14 protein-coding genes and 2 pseudogenes are annotated in these 15,133 nt (G+C 65.8%); 7 read left to right on the top strand and 9 right to left on the bottom strand.

Features of this window, described 5'->3' with window-relative positions; translation table 11 throughout:
* Positions 1 to 49 precede the first annotated feature (49 nt).
* Positions 50 to 1,009: a zinc-binding dehydrogenase gene (locus SF06_RS06590; protein WP_039560396.1), complete on the bottom strand. Its 960-nt coding sequence runs from the start codon at positions 1,007 to 1,009 to the stop codon at positions 50 to 52.
* Between the two features lie 100 nt (positions 1,010 to 1,109).
* Between SF06_RS06590 and SF06_RS06595 the strand changes: the two genes are divergently transcribed.
* Positions 1,110 to 3,218, top strand: coding sequence for a carboxy terminal-processing peptidase (locus SF06_RS06595; RefSeq protein ID WP_081798273.1), 2,109 nt, complete (start codon positions 1,110 to 1,112; stop codon positions 3,216 to 3,218).
* A gap of 129 nt (positions 3,219 to 3,347) precedes the next feature.
* On the opposite strand, the gene SF06_RS06600 is transcribed toward SF06_RS06595, so the two are convergent.
* The 7 genes and pseudogenes from SF06_RS06600 to SF06_RS18980 all read right to left on the bottom strand — a co-directional run.
* The gene (locus SF06_RS06600) at positions 3,348 to 3,821 is read right to left on the bottom strand and encodes a tetratricopeptide repeat protein (protein WP_027590388.1); all 474 of its coding nucleotides are present in this window, start codon (positions 3,819 to 3,821) and stop codon (positions 3,348 to 3,350) included.
* 1 nt (position 3,822) lies between these two features.
* Complete coding sequence (locus SF06_RS06605; protein ID WP_027590387.1) at positions 3,823 to 4,182, bottom strand: hypothetical protein; 360 nt, start codon at positions 4,180 to 4,182, stop codon at positions 3,823 to 3,825.
* Position 4,183: 1 nt separating this feature from the next.
* The gene (locus SF06_RS06610) at positions 4,184 to 4,507 is read right to left on the bottom strand and encodes a helix-turn-helix domain-containing protein (protein ID WP_039560397.1); all 324 of its coding nucleotides are present in this window, start codon (positions 4,505 to 4,507) and stop codon (positions 4,184 to 4,186) included.
* An 89-nt stretch (positions 4,508 to 4,596) separates the two neighbouring features.
* Positions 4,597 to 5,040 carry a YkvA family protein gene (locus SF06_RS06615; RefSeq protein WP_027590385.1) on the bottom strand — a complete coding sequence of 148 codons (444 nt, stop codon included), beginning with the start codon at positions 5,038 to 5,040 and terminating at the stop codon, positions 4,597 to 4,599.
* Between the two features lie 209 nt (positions 5,041 to 5,249).
* Positions 5,250 to 5,951: a BamJ family beta-barrel-assembly machinery protein gene (gene bamJ, locus SF06_RS06620; protein ID WP_027590384.1), complete on the bottom strand. Its 702-nt coding sequence runs from the start codon at positions 5,949 to 5,951 to the stop codon at positions 5,250 to 5,252.
* Between the two features lie 604 nt (positions 5,952 to 6,555).
* A pseudogene (locus SF06_RS18975) lies at positions 6,556 to 6,825 on the bottom strand (DUF1631 domain-containing protein); the annotation flags it as partial.
* A 93-nt stretch (positions 6,826 to 6,918) separates the two neighbouring features.
* Positions 6,919 to 7,536 (bottom strand): annotated as a pseudogene (locus tag SF06_RS18980) (DUF1631 family protein); the annotation flags it as partial.
* A 239-nt stretch (positions 7,537 to 7,775) separates the two neighbouring features.
* On the opposite strand from SF06_RS18980, the gene nadC reads away from it, so the two are divergent.
* On the top strand, positions 7,776 to 8,624 hold the full coding sequence (gene nadC, locus SF06_RS06630) for a carboxylating nicotinate-nucleotide diphosphorylase (protein WP_039560399.1): 849 nt from the start codon (positions 7,776 to 7,778) through the stop codon (positions 8,622 to 8,624).
* Between the two features lie 94 nt (positions 8,625 to 8,718).
* Here the strand turns inward: nadC and pap are convergent, their stop codons facing one another.
* The gene (pap, locus tag SF06_RS06635) at positions 8,719 to 10,209 is read right to left on the bottom strand and encodes a polyphosphate:AMP phosphotransferase (protein ID WP_039560400.1); all 1,491 of its coding nucleotides are present in this window, start codon (positions 10,207 to 10,209) and stop codon (positions 8,719 to 8,721) included.
* 113 nt (positions 10,210 to 10,322) lie between these two features.
* On the opposite strand from pap, the gene mnmC reads away from it, so the two are divergent.
* The 5 genes from mnmC (at position 10,323) to SF06_RS06660 (ending at position 15,128) form a co-directional block, all read left to right on the top strand.
* Positions 10,323 to 12,287, top strand: coding sequence for a bifunctional tRNA (5-methylaminomethyl-2-thiouridine)(34)-methyltransferase MnmC2/FAD-dependent 5-carboxymethylaminomethyl-2-thiouridine(34) oxidoreductase MnmC1 (mnmC, locus tag SF06_RS06640; protein WP_039560401.1), 1,965 nt, complete (start codon positions 10,323 to 10,325; stop codon positions 12,285 to 12,287).
* Between the two features lie 87 nt (positions 12,288 to 12,374).
* Entirely contained in the window at positions 12,375 to 12,641 is a 267-nt protein-coding gene (locus SF06_RS06645) for a metal-sensing transcriptional repressor (RefSeq protein WP_027590379.1), read from the top strand.
* A 52-nt stretch (positions 12,642 to 12,693) separates the two neighbouring features.
* Positions 12,694 to 13,446, top strand: coding sequence for a sulfite exporter TauE/SafE family protein (locus tag SF06_RS06650; RefSeq protein WP_039560402.1), 753 nt, complete (start codon positions 12,694 to 12,696; stop codon positions 13,444 to 13,446).
* A gap of 64 nt (positions 13,447 to 13,510) precedes the next feature.
* Positions 13,511 to 14,419, top strand: coding sequence for a hypothetical protein (locus tag SF06_RS17715; protein WP_052199744.1), 909 nt, complete (start codon positions 13,511 to 13,513; stop codon positions 14,417 to 14,419).
* A complete protein-coding gene (locus SF06_RS06660; RefSeq protein WP_039560403.1) occupies positions 14,412 to 15,128 on the top strand; it encodes a hypothetical protein in 717 nt (238 codons plus the stop codon). The genes SF06_RS17715 and SF06_RS06660 overlap by 8 nt, the downstream gene beginning before the upstream one ends.
* The last annotated feature ends 5 nt before the right edge of the window (positions 15,129 to 15,133 follow it).

Raw genomic sequence — 15,133 nt, forward strand, 5'->3', positions numbered from 1 at the left:
GACCAACCTACCGAAACCTGCGGTTTCAAAGGCTTTGGAGGCCTCTCGACTAGAGACTGTCGTCGAGCAGCAGCACGATCTTGCCATTTACCTGGTTGCTCTCCAGCAGCGCGAAGGCTTCCTCGGCCTGATCGGCACGGAAGGTCCGCTCCAGCTGGGGCGCCAGCCGCTTTTCGGCGAACAGCGGCCAGACCTTGTCGCGCAGTTCGGCAATCAGCGCCGCCTTGAAGGCATCGTCGCGGTTGCGCAGCGTCGAGCCGGTGATCTGCACGCGCTTGGCCAGGAACTTGGCCAGGTCCAGCTCGGCGCGACGCCCGCCCATCATGGCGATGACCACCCAGCGGCCATCCAGGGCGATCAGACTGAGGTTCAGCGCCGCATAGCTGGCGCCCACCGGATCGAGGATCACGTCGAACGGCGCGAAGTCCTTCAGGCTGTCCAGATTCTCGCCGCGCAGCACACCGCCCTGGGCGCCGAGGCTCTCGCAATAGGCCAGGCGATCGGCCGAGCCGACGCTCACCCAGCAGGGATTGCCGAATGCCTTGCACAGCTGGATGGCCGCCGAGCCGACCCCGCCGGCGCCGGCATGGATCAGCGCCTTCTCGCCCGGTTGCAGGCGGGCCAGTTGAAACAGGTTGAGCCAGGCGGTGGCATACACCTCCGGCAGCGCTGCGGCTTCGGCCAGGCTCAGTCCGTCGGGTACCGGCAACGCATGCCCGGCATGCACCACCACCTCTTCGGCCATGCCACCGCCGGCCAGCAGTGCGCAGGCCCGATCGCCCACCCGCCACGGACTGCCGGCGCCCACCTCGCTGACCACCCCGGCGCATTCCAGGCCGAGGATGTCACTGGCGCCGGGCGGCGGCGGGTAGTGACCGGCCCGCTGCAACAGATCGGCACGGTTAAGCCCTGCCGCGGCCACACGGATGCGAATCTGCCCGGAACCGCACGGTTCACTGCTCCGTTCGGCCCACTCCACGCGTCCCTCGATACCTTGCAATGCCTTCACGCTGCCTCCATAGTGACTCTCACATCGAGCCCGGACGATGCCGGGCTTTCGCGCCATTACGCCGGTTTCGTGCGAAACCGGTATCAATAGACGGCCTACTATGCGTTATCACTTGTCCTTGCGTCGACCCACTCTCCCGCGCCTGCTTGGCGGTGCGGCCCTGGCCCTGGTGATGGGCCTGAGCCTGCCCCTGCAGGCCAAGACCACCGATCTCGACTGGGCCAGCCTCAAGCCCGACCGCAACCAGGTGATCGCCAGCCTCAACGTCGTCGAGTTGCTGCGCCGTCACCACTACAACAAACCCCCGCTGGACGACGCCCGCTCGGCCAAGATCTACGACAGCTACATCAAGCTGCTCGATCCGGCGCGCAGCTATTTCACCGCCGACGATATCGCCGAGTTCGAGCCCTGGCGCCTGCAGTTCGATGACTTCCTTAAGGAAGGGCAGCTGGAGCCCGGTTTCACCATCTACCAGCGCCATCTGGAGCGGCTGATCCAGCGCATCGAGTACGCCCTGAGTCTGCTCGAGAACATCGACAGCCTGGACTTCACGATCGATGAAGAACTGGAAATCGACCGCGAGACGGCGTCCTGGGCGCGCGACCGCGCCGAGCTGGACGACCTGTGGCGCAAACGGGTCAAGGATGAGGTGCTGCGTCTGAAGATCGCCGGCAAGGAGCCCGCGGCCATCCAGGAATTGCTGACCAAGCGCTACCGGAACCAGCTGACCCGACTGAACCAGACGCGCAGCGAGGACATCTTCCAGGCCTACATCAATGCCTTCGCGCAAACCTACGACCCGCACACCAGCTACCTCTCGCCCGACAACGCCGAAAACTTCGACATCAACATGAGCCTGTCGCTGGAGGGCATCGGCGCGGTGCTGCAAAGCGACAACGAGATGGTCAAGATCGTTCGCCTGGTGCCCGCCGGCCCGGCCGAGAAGAGCAAGCAGCTGGTGCCTGCCGACCGCATCGTCGGCGTGGCCCAGGGCAACGACGAGATGGTCGACGTGATCGGCTGGCGCCTGGATGAAGTGGTCAAGCTGATCCGCGGCCCCAAGGGCTCGAAGGTCCGCCTGGAGATCATTCCGGCCAGCAACGCGCCGAATGACCAGACCAGCCGCATCGTGACCCTGACCCGCGAGGCGGTGAAGCTGGAGGAGCAGGCGGCCAAGAAATCGGTGCTGAACCTGGAGCACGAGGGCCGCAGCTACAAGCTCGGCGTCATCGAGATTCCGGCGTTCTACCTGGACTTCAAGGCCTACCGGGCCGGCGATCCGAACTACAAGAGCACCACCCGCGACGTGAAGAAGCTGCTGACCGAGTTGAAGCAGGAGAAGGTGGATGGCGTCGTCATCGACCTGCGCAACAACGGCGGTGGCTCCCTGCAGGAAGCCACCGAGCTGACCGGCCTGTTCATCGAGCAAGGGCCCACCGTGTTGGTGCGCAACAGCGATGGCCGCGTCGATGTACTGGCGGACGAGAATCCCGGCGCCTACTACACCGGGCCGATGGCCGTGCTGGTCAACCGCCTGTCCGCCTCGGCCTCGGAGATCTTCGCCGGCGCCATGCAAGACTATCACCGCGCGCTGATTATCGGCGTGCAGACCTTCGGCAAGGGCACCGTGCAGAGCATCCAGCCGCTCAACCACGGCGAGCTCAAGCTGACCCTGGCCAAGTTCTACCGGGTGTCCGGGCAGAGCACCCAGCACCAGGGCGTGGTGCCGGACATCAGCTACCCCTCCGAGGTGGACACCGACGAGATCGGCGAAAGCGCCCTGCCCGAGGCGATGCCCTGGGACCGCATCCATCCGGCGATTCGCCCGGAAAGCGATCCGTTCAAGCCGTTCCTGGCAGACCTCAAGGCCCGCCATGACGCCCGCGCCGCGCAGAACCCGGACTTCGTGTTCACCCGCGAACGCCTGCAGCTGTCCCAGGAACTGATGAAGGAAACCCGGGTTTCCCTGAACGAAGCCAAGCGCCGCAGCCAGCAGGCCGCCATCGAGGCGCGCCAGTTGAAACTGGAAAACGCACGTCGCCTGGCACGCGGCGAGGAACCGCTGAAGAAGATCAAGACCGAGGACGAGGAACCGGCGATTCCACACACCGCCGACAAGCCCAAGCCGGAAGAAGATGCCTACCTGGCGGAAACCGGGCACATCCTGCTCGATTACCTGACCCTGGAAAGTCGCGTGGCCAGGCACTAAAGGGGCGACATAGGGCTGGAATAGCCGCCTTGGGCGGCCATAAACAGCGTTGACCTGGCCGCTCTGGAAGCTTCGCGACGCTGTACAAAAGAAAAAGCCGGCTCACGCCGGCTTTTTCATTCAAGCGAACTACAACCCGAGCTCCTCGGCACGGCGCTTGTAGCGCTCGGCGAGGTCGGCGTCGGCCATCAGGCCATAACCACCGTCGCGATACAACTCGGCCAGCTTGCGGGCCGCCAGCGGATGCCCCGCCTGGGCGGCCAGCATCCACCAGCGGGCGGCTTCCTGACCGTCGGGCTCTTGCTGCGGGCTGCCCGCCAAACTGGTCACCCCCAACTGGTAGGCGGCCTTGCTGTCCCCCCCCTGGGCGGCCAGGCGCAGCAACCGCAGCCCTTCCTCACGCGCACCCAGGCCACGCCCCCGAAACAGCAGCACATGCCCATAGAAACTCTGCGCAGGAACATGACCGAGCGTGGCCATGCGCGCGAACTGACCTTCCATCCAGCGCCAGGCCCCAGGTTTCTGCATCAGCCAGCGCCAATGAAACAAGCGACGCGCCAGCGCATAGCCCAGTCGCGCCCGAAGCCGCCACCACCACGCCATATCAAGGCTCCTGTGGGTAATCGAATTCAAAAACCCGCGCCACCTCGGCGGCATGCCAGGAAGCGGCGGCGGCGCCATCACTCGGCCCGGTGAAACGACCCAGGCGCGTCACACATTCGAAGAAGCCCGGACGCGGCAACCGGCTTGCCCCCTGGCTGATGACCAGCGAGCTGCGCAACGGTCGCTCGGACCGCGCATCCAGCGTAGCCAGATATTCCAACGCAGCCACCAGGGTCTGCATGGCCGGCGCCGGCAGTTGCAGGCGTTCGATCAGCGCCCGATAGGTCAGCAGGTGACGCTGGCGGCAGGCATCGTTCAATTCAGCGAGCAGGGCTTCCCAATGCTGTCGGCTGATACGCATCTCAGACCCCCTCGGTGGCGACACCGAGTACCCGGGCCAGGGAACGACGAATCGCATCGTCGGGCTCGCGCTCGCCCTGCTCGATCATCGCCAGGTAGGACGGGCTGATGCCCACGCTGCGGGCCAGTTCCGCCTGACTCATGCCCACGCCCTCACGCAACGCGGCGAGCCGCTCCAGAACCAAACCGCCGGTCGGCGTCGGCGCGGGTGCAGCCTCTTCCTGCCACCCGGACTGGCCGGCGGCACTCAGCAGCGCCTGGTATTCATCCCAGGGCAGCACGGCATACTCCGGCTGGCCTTCGCGCAATATCACTTGAACACTCATTGATACGTCTCCTGAAAGTACGACCACCGATCCCTCGGCGACCACATCTTAACAAGCACAGCCTTCTTGTTACGTCCGCCGAGCGCACATCAGTCCGAACGGGAACGAATTTCCGCCTCGTCCGGCAAGCGCTCCAGCGCTTGCCGCCGCACGGTGGACTGCGCATCCCGCCAGGCGGCGAACGCATCCAGCTCGCTGCTCCAGGTCCGCATGATCCAGGACAGCACAGCCACATCGTCGAGCAGACCCAGACCCGGCAGGAAGTCCGGAATCAGGTCCAGCGGCGAGAGGAAATACGCCAGGCCCGCGACCACAGTCAGCAGCGCCTTGCCACTGACCGCCCGATACTCGCCGCGCCACCAGGCCAGGCAGAGCGCCTGAAACAGTCCCAGATTCGCGACCAGCCCGCGCTGACCGGCACCCCGGCGCGCCGCCTTGCCGGACACTGCCAGCAGCAACGCGGGCAGCCGCTTGCCGCGCAGGATACGCGCCGCAAGGGGCAGGAAGCGGGCCAGATGCCGCGGCACATTCATGGTGATCTCCGCATTGCCGGCACTCCTATCTCGACGCGAAACAGGGGGACTGCCCTGAAAGGGTACACAGGACTCGGACGGGTTGCCGGCATTTCATCCGCACGCCGATCCCGGACTCCTATTCTCAGACCTGTCGCCGTCAATGCGGGTTTCCACCGGTAGAAACGAAAGCGCCCCGTCAGGACGGGGCGCTCGACATTCACGCACGCTTACTGGGCGTTCTTGCCCTTGATACCCAGCAGCTCCAGCTCGAAGACCAGCACCGAGCTCGGCGGAATCAGCGGGCTCGGGCTCTGATCGCCATAGGCCAGCTCGCTGGGGATGTACAGCTTGTACTTCTCGCCCACGTTCATCAGTTGCAGGCCTTCTACCCAGCCCTGGATTACGCCACCCACCGGCAGGTCGATGGGCGCACCGCGCTCGACCGAACTGTCGAACACGCTGCCGTCGGTAAGGGTACCGACATAGTGGACGGTCACCACGTCATCGGCCTTCGGCTTGGCACCGTTGGCTTTCTTCAGCACTTCGTACTGCAGCCCGCTGGCGGTGGTCACCACGCCTTCACGCTTGCCGTTCTCTTCGAGGAATTTCTTGCCCGCAGCAACATTTTCCGCTTGCTGGGCTGCCATACGCTCGTCGACACGGGCCTGCAGGGCAGAAAACGCCTCGATCAGCTCTTCGTCCTTTACACGCGGCTCGCGATCGGCCAGCGCATCCTCGATACCCAGGGCGACTGCCTGCGGATCCAGATCGTCCATGCCGTCACGGGCCAGACTCTGTCCCATGTTCAGGCCAATGCCGTAGGAGGCTTTCTGGGCGGGGGTTGTCAGTTCCACACTGGTCTGCGAATCGCAGCCGGAGAGAACCAGACCCACCAGCGCCATGGACGCCGCCAACCGATGTTGTCTCATGCTGTTTCCTTCTTCCGCCTTGCGGGGGTATCGATCAAGCGGCGAGCTTAGCAGCCCGCCGCGAAAACTGGCTACCGCGATAGGAGTGACACGCGGCTGCCAAGGTTCCGCAGTCACGGATTCAGCGACTACCTCGCGGAATTGACGACGGTCATTCAGCCCTCAGACGCGGGCGGCGAGAATGGCCGCGCCTGTTCACTCCCGCTCGTCCCCCTCGCAGGCCATTGGCCACGGACGGGAGGAGCAGGCGCTTCCTCGCGGCGCTCCTTGTAGGAAATTGCTTACACCCGCTGTAGGAGAGCCGCCCGAAATACGTCAAGCCCGCACCCCGGCATTCGCCTAACCATCTGAAATACTTGAATTTTTCCTCCATCCTCAGTACCTGAAGCGTCCCGAATGAACGGGGCGGCAAGGTTGCCGCCGTCGGCCGGCACACTAGAATCCACAGCGTGTCGAGGGAGCGACCGGGTTGCCAGGAATGCGACCCGCAGGAACCGATGCAGGATGTATCGTCGTCAGGACGACGGGGGAGCACAGGGATCGGGACGAAAGGGGCGGAGCCATCCTCCGCCCCTTTATTTTTTTGCTTACAACCCTGGAACCGTCAGGGTTGGTCCGTCTTTACCCGACGCAGATTGATCACCGATTCCAGGGCACGATCGAAGATCTGCGCATCATCCAGCAGACGAACCGCCCCCGCCGCGAGATCGGCCGCCAGCTCGGCCCGCGTCCTCTCCAGAACCTTCACGCCGCTGCGGTTGACGAAGATGTAGCGACCGGTCGGCCGAATGAAAGCGGCCAGCTTACAGCGCAGCTTCTGTTCGTTATCCATGCGCAGCTCCAGCCAGCTGCCCACTCGCAGCTGATCGACCTGCGCATCTGCGGGCTCGGCAGCGGCGTCCATCGCCGCCTCCTGCTCAGTGACCGCCGCTGGCGGACTCTCGGCGGACGGCACGCCTTCCGCTTCCAGCAATCGATGGGCTTCCTTGCAGAGGACGCCCAGGCGGCCCAAACAATGCCGCTCAAACAGTTTGAGCACGATCAGCTTGATGCGGATCGGCATGTCCGCTTCGCTGCAGGCCTCGGCGAAGAATGTGCAGAGGGCATGCGGCCCCAGCGGATTGGCGCCCTCCCCCACCGGACGCCCGAGCAAAGCGCCGAAACGCAGGCTCAGCTGGCCGAGCCCCGGTTCCAGCTGGCCCAACGCCTTGCCGATCATCGCTTCGTCTGCCACGCGGGCCTCCAGTTCGGCATGGCCGAGCGTACGCAGCTCCGCCCCCTGCTCTTGCAGCAGGCTCTCGAAGCCGCCCGCACAGCGATCGAGGAAGGTGCGCTCGATGCCTTGCCGCTTGAGGCGCAGATCGCGCATGGCCTCGAAGTACAGCTCCTGCTCCTGGCTGTTGTCGGCACGATCGGCGCGATCGAACAGCGCATCGTCAACGTCGTCGAACAGCGCCTGTATCCCCTGGCGCAACTGGGCCTGGGCCAGGTCACGGATCTGCTCAAGCGGAACCGGCAATGGCTGATCGTTACGGCGGCGCGACGTCGGCATACCGAAGGCCACCACCTTGGCTTCAGTTTTCATCGTAAGAACCTCGGGATAGAGCGGCCGACAGCATTGGCTGCCGGCTGCGGACGCCTGAGCCAGGCGCCGGAGAAACCAACGGGCCGAATTATTGGCCGACGCGCCAAGGGCTCAAGTGCGGAGCGGCCCGGACATGATGCGGTTCACAGGGCGCCGCTTTGTTCCGACGAACGCAACCCGGGCACGCCGGCGCCAGGGCTCGTATAATCGCCGCCCTCCCCACCCCGCAGGAGTCCGCCATGGCCAACCTCACCCTTGCCGAGCTGAGCGCCGAGATCGAGTCCAACGTCCGTCTGGCAATGGCCGAGGACCTCGGCAGCGGTGACATCACCGCACAGCTGATCCCCTCCGAACGCCTGGCACACGCCAGCGTGATCACCCGCGAGGCGGCCGTGGTCTGTGGCACTGCCTGGGTCGACGCGGTGTTCCGTCAGCTGGACGCCCGCGTGGCCGTGCATTGGCGGGTGAAGGATGGCGACCGCGTGGAGCCCAACCAGGTGCTGTTCAGTGTCGAGGGGCCGGCGCGCGCGCTGCTCAGCGGCGAGCGCAGTGCGCTGAACTTCCTGCAGACCCTGTCAGCCGTGGCCACCCGCTGCCGGCACTACGCCGATCTGGTGGACGGCACCGCGGTGAAGCTGCTGGATACCCGCAAGACGTTGCCGGGCCTGCGCCTGGCGCAAAAGTACGCGGTGACGTGCGGTGGCTGCCACAACCACCGCATCGGTCTGTACGACGCCTTCCTGATCAAGGAAAACCATATCGCCGCCTGCGGCGGCATCGCCGCGGCGGTGGCCACGGCGCGCAGCATCGCGCCCGGCAAGCCGGTGGAAGTGGAAGTGGAAAGCCTCGACGAGCTGCGCCAGGCCCTGGAGGCCGGCGCCGATATCGTGATGCTCGACGAGTTGAGCCTGGATGATATGCGCGAGGCCGTACGCCTGACGGCCGGCCGGGCCAAGCTGGAAGCCTCCGGCGGCATCAACGAGCGCACGCTGCGCGGCGTGGCCGAGACCGGCGTGGATTACATCTCCCTGGGCACACTGACCAAGGACATCAAGGCCATCGACCTGTCGATGCGCCTGAGTCTCTGATCCTTGAAACTGCGGCAGCTAACTCCGTAGGGCGGTCAAGGCATCGCCTTGGCCACCGTGGTGGCCAAGGCTGCGCGCCGACCACCCCTACGTGCTACCGGTCCCGCGCGAACGCCCGCTCCAGCGCATCGTTGATGGTGCGCAGCACCTTCACCCGGGCGAAGCGCTTGTCGTTGGCTTCCACCAGGGTCCACGGGGCCAGGCCAGTGCTGGTGCGGTCCACCATGTCCTCCACGGCATCCAGGTACTGGTCCCACTTCTCGCGGTTGCGCCAGTCTTCCTCGGTGATCTTGAAACGCTTGAAGGGCGTGGCCTCGCGCTCCTTGAAGCGCGCGTACTGGGTGTCCTTGTCGATGGCCAGCCAGAACTTCACCAGCACCACGCCGTGCTCCACCAGGCTTTCCTCGAAGTCGTTGATTTCCCCGTAGGCGCGCAGCCAGTCGGCCTGCGAGCAGAAGCCTTCGATGCGTTCCACCAGCACGCGGCCGTACCAGGAGCGGTCGAAGATGGTGAACTGCCCGCGCGGCGGGATATGCCGCCAGAAGCGCCACAGGTAGGGCTGCGCGCGCTCCTCGTCGCTGGGTGCGGCGATGGGAATGATGCGGTATTCGCGGGGGTCCAGCGCCTCGGTCACACGGCGAATGGCGCCACCCTTGCCGGCCGCATCGTTGCCTTCGAACACTGCCACCAGGGCATGCCGGCGCATGCGCTTGTCGTGCAGCAGTGCGGAGAGTCGCGCCTGTTCGCGAGCCAGCTGCGCCTTGTAGTCGGCTTTTTCCAGCGCCTGGCCCAGGTCCAGGCTTTCCAGCAGGCGACGGGTGCCCAGGTTGACCGCCACCGGCGCGGCATGCGGCGCCGGCTGCGGGCCGCGCGCCCCCTCCAGGGCTGCGCGCAAGCCCTGCAGGAGAATCTTGCCGACGGTCAGGTTGCGGTAGTTGCGATCACTGCTTTCCACCACGTACCAGGGCGCATAGTCCCGGCTGCTGCGGCGGATGATGTGCTCGGCATGCTGCACCACCTGGTCGTAGGTCTTGCTCTGCTGCCAATCCAGGGGACTCAGCTTCCAGCTGTGCAGCGGGTCGTCGGCCAGGCTCTTCAGGCGCGCTTCCATCTGCTCGCGGGACAGGTGGAACCAGAACTTGAAGATCAGCGCGCCCTCGTCGCAGAGCATGCGCTCCAGGCGCTGCGAACTCTCTATCGCCTGATCCAGCTGGGCATCGTCGATCTTGTCCTTGACCCGCGCCTGCAGCATCTGGCTGTACCAGTTGCCAAAGAAGATGCCGGTGCGCCCCTTGGCGGGCAGCTGGCGCCAGTAGCGCCAGGCCGGCGGGCGGGCCAGCTCCTCGTCGGTCTGCAGGTCGAAGGTGGAGACCTGAATCAGGCGCGGGTCCATCCATTCGGTGAGCCGCTTGACCGTGTCCCCCTTGCCGGCGCCCTCGATGCCATTGATCAGGATGATCACCGGGAAGTTCGCCTGCTCGCGCAACTGGTACTGGACTTCCAGCAAGGCCTGGCGCAGCGCGGGCAATTCGGCTTCGTAGGTTTTCTTGTCGATGGCATGGCCGATTTCGGCGGATTCGAACATGGAGAAAGCTTCCTGACTGCAAGGCGGCCAGACTACCCAAATGTGCACTCGCCCACAAAGTCGAAATGCCATCACGCAGGCTACAATGCCGCACCTTTTGCGGAGCCAGATTCATGACCGAGAGTTCCCGGGCCCAGCTCGACTGGGACGAGCAGGGCCAGCCCTTGTCCCGCCAGTTCGGCGACGTGTATTTCTCCCGCGCCAGCGGCCTGGAGGAAAGCCGCCACGTGTTCCTGCGTCACAACCGGATCGCCGAGCGCTGCGCCGCGCTGGAAAGCGACGGCCGCCTGGTCATCGGCGAGACAGGCTTCGGCACCGGACTGAATTTCCTCTGCGCCTGGCAGGCCTTCGCCGAGCACGCGCCGGCCGGTGCGCGCCTGCACTTCGTCAGCGTCGAGAAGTACCCGCTCGACGGGGAAGACCTGCGCCGCGCCCTGGCGCTGTGGCCGGAACTGGCCGTGTTCAGCACGCCGCTGCTCGAGCAGTACGCCGGCATCCAGCCGGGCTTCCAGCGGCTGCTGTTCGACGGCGGCCGGGTGCTGCTGACGCTGCTGGTCGGCGACGCCCTGGAATGCCTGCCGCAGCTGGACGCCCAGGTGGACGCCTGGTTCCTCGATGGCTTCGCCCCGGCCAAGAACCCGCAGATGTGGACGCCCGAGCTGTTCACGCAACTGGCGCGGCTGTCCGCCCCCGGCGCCAGCCTGGCCACCTTCACCTGCGCCGGCACGGTGCGCCGTGGCCTGATCGAGGCCGGCTTCCGCATGGAAAAGGTCAAGGGCTTCGGCCACAAACGCGAAATGCTCGCCGGGCTTTTTGAAGGCCAGCCGGCGCCGGGCGGCAAACCCTGGTTCGCCCGGCCGCCGCGCCCGGCCGAGCGCCGCGCGCTGATCATCGGCGCCGGGCTGGCCGGCTGCGCCAGCGCCGCCAGTCTGGCCGCGCGCGGCTGGCAGGTGACTCTGCTGGAACGCCACGGCGAGGTCGCCGAGGAAGGGTCGGGCAATCCGCAGGGCGTGCTCTACCTGAAGCTGTCGGCGCACGGCACGCCGCTGTCGCGCCTGCTGCTCGCCGGCTTCGGCTTCACCCGCCGGTTGCTGGAGCGCCTGGAACGTGGCGTCGACTGGGACGCCTGCGGGGTGCTGCAACTGGCCTTCGATGCCAAGGAAGCCGAGCGCCAGGCGCAACTGGCGGCAGCCTTCCCGCCCAGCCTGCTGCAACCCATGAGCCAGACGGAGGCCGAACAACGTGCCGGCATCGCCCTGCCCTGCGGCGGCCTCTTCTACCCGGAGGCCGGCTGGGCGCACCCGCCGGCGCTCTGCCGGCTGCTGGCCCATCACCCGAACATCCAGCTGCTGACGCACCGCGAAGCGCTGTCGATTCGCCGCGAAGCCGGCGCATGGCAGGCCCACGGTGCGGACGGCCTGCTCGCCGCCGCACCGATCCTGGTGCTGGCCAACGCCGCCGACGCCACCGCCTTCGAGCCGACCCGCGCGCTGCCGCTCAAGCGCATTCGCGGCCAGATCACCCGCGTGCCCGCCACGCCGGAGAGCCGCGCCCTGCGCACCGTACTGTGCGCCGAGGGCTATGTGGCGCCGCCGCGCGGCGACGAGCACACCCTGGGTGCGAGCTTCGACCTGCACAACCGCTTCCAGGGCGTCACCCCCGAGGAGCACATCGGCAACCTGAATCGCCTGCGCGAGATCGCGCCCGAGCTGGCCACGCGCCTGGACGCCGGCCAGCTCGATCCGGCGAGCCTGCAAGGCCGCGCCGCCTACCGCTGCACCAGCCCGGACTATCTGCCCCTGGTCGGCCCGCTGGCTGACGCAGCGGCATTCGCCAACTGCTATGCCGTACTGGCCCGCGACGCGCGCCAGGTGCCGGATATCCCCTGCCCCTGGCTGGACGGCCTGTATGTGAACCTGGCCCACGGCTCGCGGGGCGTGGTGACCGCGCCGCTGTGCGGCGAGCTACTGGCCGCCTGGCTGGAGGCCGAACCCCTGCCGGTGCCAGTGGCGGTTGCCGAGGCCTGCCACCCCAACCGCTTCCTGCTCCGGCAGCAGGTGCGCGGACAAGCTGGATAATCCCGGCTCGCCACCGGTCCGTTGTCGCGTTGCCGCGTCGTTGCGCCCGACAGTACACTTCGCCACCGATACCCCCAGGGAGTAGAAATGCCCGATTCCATTCAGTTGCACCAAGAGGCCATGCTCAAGCGCCTGGCCCGCGTCGAAGGCCAGATACGCGGCATCCAGGGCATGATTCGCCGGGGCGAGGACTGCGAGGCGGTCGCCCAGCAGTTCGCTGCGGCGCGCAAGGCGCTCGACAAGGCCTATCAGGAGATGCTCGCTTGCCTGCTGGAAGAGACCGTGCTGGACCCCGAGCGGGACGATGCACAGATGCTCAGCCGGGTACGCACCATCTTCACCAAATACACCTGATACCCGGAGGCAGTATCCGCATGACGCTGCCCCTCCACCCCGGGACCCGCTGATGGAACTTCTACTGGCCGAAGCGCTGGGCATCGGGCTGGTGCTCGGCCTGCTGCTGGGCCTGACCGGCGCCGGCGGCTCCCTAGTCGCCCTGCCCCTGCTGCTCAGCCTGCACCTGCCGCTGCGCGACGCCATCGGCGTGAGCCTCGGCGCGGTGGCCATGTCCGCACTGATCGGCGCCATCCCCCGCGCGCGCCTCGGCCAGGTGGCCTGGCGCCCCGTCGTGTTGCTGGCCGTGGCTGGCCTGCCGGGCAATGCCCTGGGCCAGTGGCTGGGTCGCTTCGTGCCGGAAACCGCGCTGATCGTCGCCTTCTGCGCGCTGGTGCTGTGGTCGGCCTGGCGCCTGTGGCGCAGCAGCGGGCAGCCGCCTCGCGTCGATCCGGGTCCGCTGCGTCCGGGCCCGCTGCTGGCCATCGGCGTCGGCGTCGGCACCCTGTCCGGACTGATGGGCGTGGGCGGCGGCTTTCTGATCGTGCCGGCGCTGCTGTGGTTCTCACCCTTGCCGCTGCTCAGCGCCATGGCCACCTCCATGGCGGTGATCGCGCTGGTCAGCGGCGGCGGCTTCCTGATCTACCTCACCGGCGCCAATCCGCCACTGCCGCTGCTCGGCGGCCTGGCCCTGGGCGGCGCCATCGGCGTGCTGTCCGGCAACCTGCTGGCGCAGCGCCTGAACAGCACGCTGCTGCAGCGGCTTTTCGCCCTGATGCTGGTGCTGGTGAGCCTGTCGATGGCGGTGCAGAAGCTCGCGGCCTAGGCTCACGAACAATATCGAAGTGATATCATGGCGTGCCTTAAGACTGTTACGCCAAGGACGACTGATGGGCCACATTCCACTTTCCCGCCCCCTGCAACTGAGCATCGGATTTAGCCGGCTGCTGCTTCTGTTACTGAACGGCGTTCGCCACGTCCTATGGTGGGCACTGGGCCTGTTGGCGCTGATGTTCATTCCGGTGCTCATTTTCGAGTCATGGAATGGACTCAAAGATATTTCCCCCGCTGAGTGGCTGTTTCTGCTGCTTTGGCTATCGCTTGCAAGGCGCCATATCCGGCGTTGCAAGGTTTTCCAGTATGGCTTTTGGGACGGTCTTGATCGGTTCCTGAAAGCACAGGGCCTGCTTGCCGTGGCCTTTCTGGTCACCACGGGACTGTGTTTCACCGTCGCCGTTGTCGCTATTGAGCCGCCCCGGATTTCTGAAGCGGCTATGGAGTTGCAGACGTTCCTGTTCCATTCAAAGCCAAGCGAGTTTGCGCTGCTGGGTCTCTTCTTGCTCACAATCTACCTGGCCGCGCCCGTACAGGCCCGACAGCCCCAGCTCGACGAGTCGCTGAAGCTCGGCGCACACGAACGAGGCGCCGACGTCATGACCGTCGAAAAGGCCGGATTGCCCGTTGGCAAATCCCTGCTTCCCTTGCTGTTACTGCTCGGTCTGTGGCTACCCGCCCCCTCAGCTCATGCTTCACCGGCCTATAACGAGCTGGTCACAAGTTGCCGGGAATTGCTGGCGCTCCACGGGCGCAAAGCAACGCCACTGGCAGCGCTAACCACTTCAGTGTCCGAAGCCATGAAGGCCGGTTACTGTCTGGGAGTCATCGATCAATATCGCAGCCAGCACCGTGGCCACTGTCATCAAGACATCCATGTGGTTGCTCAGCGTCTTGTCCGAGCGGCCTCCACCCATGGCGCTCATTGGCCGGGGGACCTACTGCGGCGCGCCTGCAATGGCTGACCCGCGTATTTCCCTGACAGACGCCATCAGACGCTGGCTCCAGGTTGATCGCAGCAAGAACCCAAAATTCAAGGAGCGCGTCAACTACCTGGTCAAAGTGCTGAGCGCGGAGAAGGACAAAGACCAGAACCCGCTGGAAAAGCTTCTGGATATTGGCTGGCAAGAAGCATCTGGCACCGGTGACGGCCGAAGGAGCCAGCAGGACCTCCCCAGCGATCAACAAACGTGCTTGCGCAACGCCCTTTCCCTACTGGGCGTCCTGGGCAAACCGGCCGCCGTCGCCGAACTGCTCAGGCCTGCCAAAGACCCTCGCGATCCGAGTGGACACCGCCGCGACAAGGCTCGCCAGTTGAGAGAACAGCTCGAACTTCATGGCTGGCTGGACGATGCCTTGGACGACTTCCTGAACCAACTCGCCTCGGTCGATCCACGGCACGTCGAACTTCCCAACCCCTTTGGTAGCCGGCTACCCCAGCGCATTCTAAGCGCCGGCAGTCTTGCCGAGCAGTTGGCGCACCAGCCCGTGTCCTCGGCCGCCGACCGAATGGCGCGCCATGCACTCAGGAATGAAGTGGAACTCGCCTGGAAAGAGGCGCAAGCCGTTGATCCGCAGCATCTGTCGCCGGAGCAGGAACGGATTCGTCAGACAGTCATTGCCCGCTACCAGGAGGCCGTGGATTTCGACAATCTGCTCAAGCGCTGGCTATAACCAAG

Origin of the sequence: Pseudomonas flexibilis, from assembly GCF_000802425.1 — a bacterium.
GTDB lineage: Bacteria > Pseudomonadota > Gammaproteobacteria > Pseudomonadales > Pseudomonadaceae > Serpens > Serpens flexibilis.

Bases quoted from the DNA above. Each gene is read 5' to 3' on its own strand.
- bamJ (WP_027590384.1), bottom strand. From the start codon at position 5,951: ATGAGACAACATCGGTTGGCGGCGTCCATGGCGCTGGTGGGTCTGGTT.
- mnmC (WP_039560401.1), top strand. From the start codon at position 10,323: ATGACCGAGAGTTCCCGGGCCCAGCTCGACTGGGACGAGCAGGGCCAG.
- SF06_RS06650 (WP_039560402.1), top strand. From the start codon at position 12,694: ATGGAACTTCTACTGGCCGAAGCGCTGGGCATCGGGCTGGTGCTCGGC.
- SF06_RS06600 (WP_027590388.1), bottom strand. From the start codon at position 3,821: ATGGCGTGGTGGTGGCGGCTTCGGGCGCGACTGGGCTATGCGCTGGCG.
- SF06_RS06645 (WP_027590379.1), top strand. From the start codon at position 12,375: ATGCCCGATTCCATTCAGTTGCACCAAGAGGCCATGCTCAAGCGCCTG.
- nadC (WP_039560399.1), top strand. From the start codon at position 7,776: ATGGCCAACCTCACCCTTGCCGAGCTGAGCGCCGAGATCGAGTCCAAC.
- SF06_RS06610 (WP_039560397.1), bottom strand. From the start codon at position 4,507: ATGAGTGTTCAAGTGATATTGCGCGAAGGCCAGCCGGAGTATGCCGTG.
- SF06_RS06605 (WP_027590387.1), bottom strand. From the start codon at position 4,182: ATGCGTATCAGCCGACAGCATTGGGAAGCCCTGCTCGCTGAATTGAAC.
- SF06_RS17715 (WP_052199744.1), top strand. From the start codon at position 13,511: ATGGGCCACATTCCACTTTCCCGCCCCCTGCAACTGAGCATCGGATTT.
- pap (WP_039560400.1), bottom strand. From the start codon at position 10,209: ATGTTCGAATCCGCCGAAATCGGCCATGCCATCGACAAGAAAACCTAC.
- SF06_RS06615 (WP_027590385.1), bottom strand. From the start codon at position 5,040: ATGAATGTGCCGCGGCATCTGGCCCGCTTCCTGCCCCTTGCGGCGCGT.
- SF06_RS06660 (WP_039560403.1), top strand. From the start codon at position 14,412: ATGGCTGACCCGCGTATTTCCCTGACAGACGCCATCAGACGCTGGCTC.
- SF06_RS06595 (WP_081798273.1), top strand. From the start codon at position 1,110: ATGCGTTATCACTTGTCCTTGCGTCGACCCACTCTCCCGCGCCTGCTT.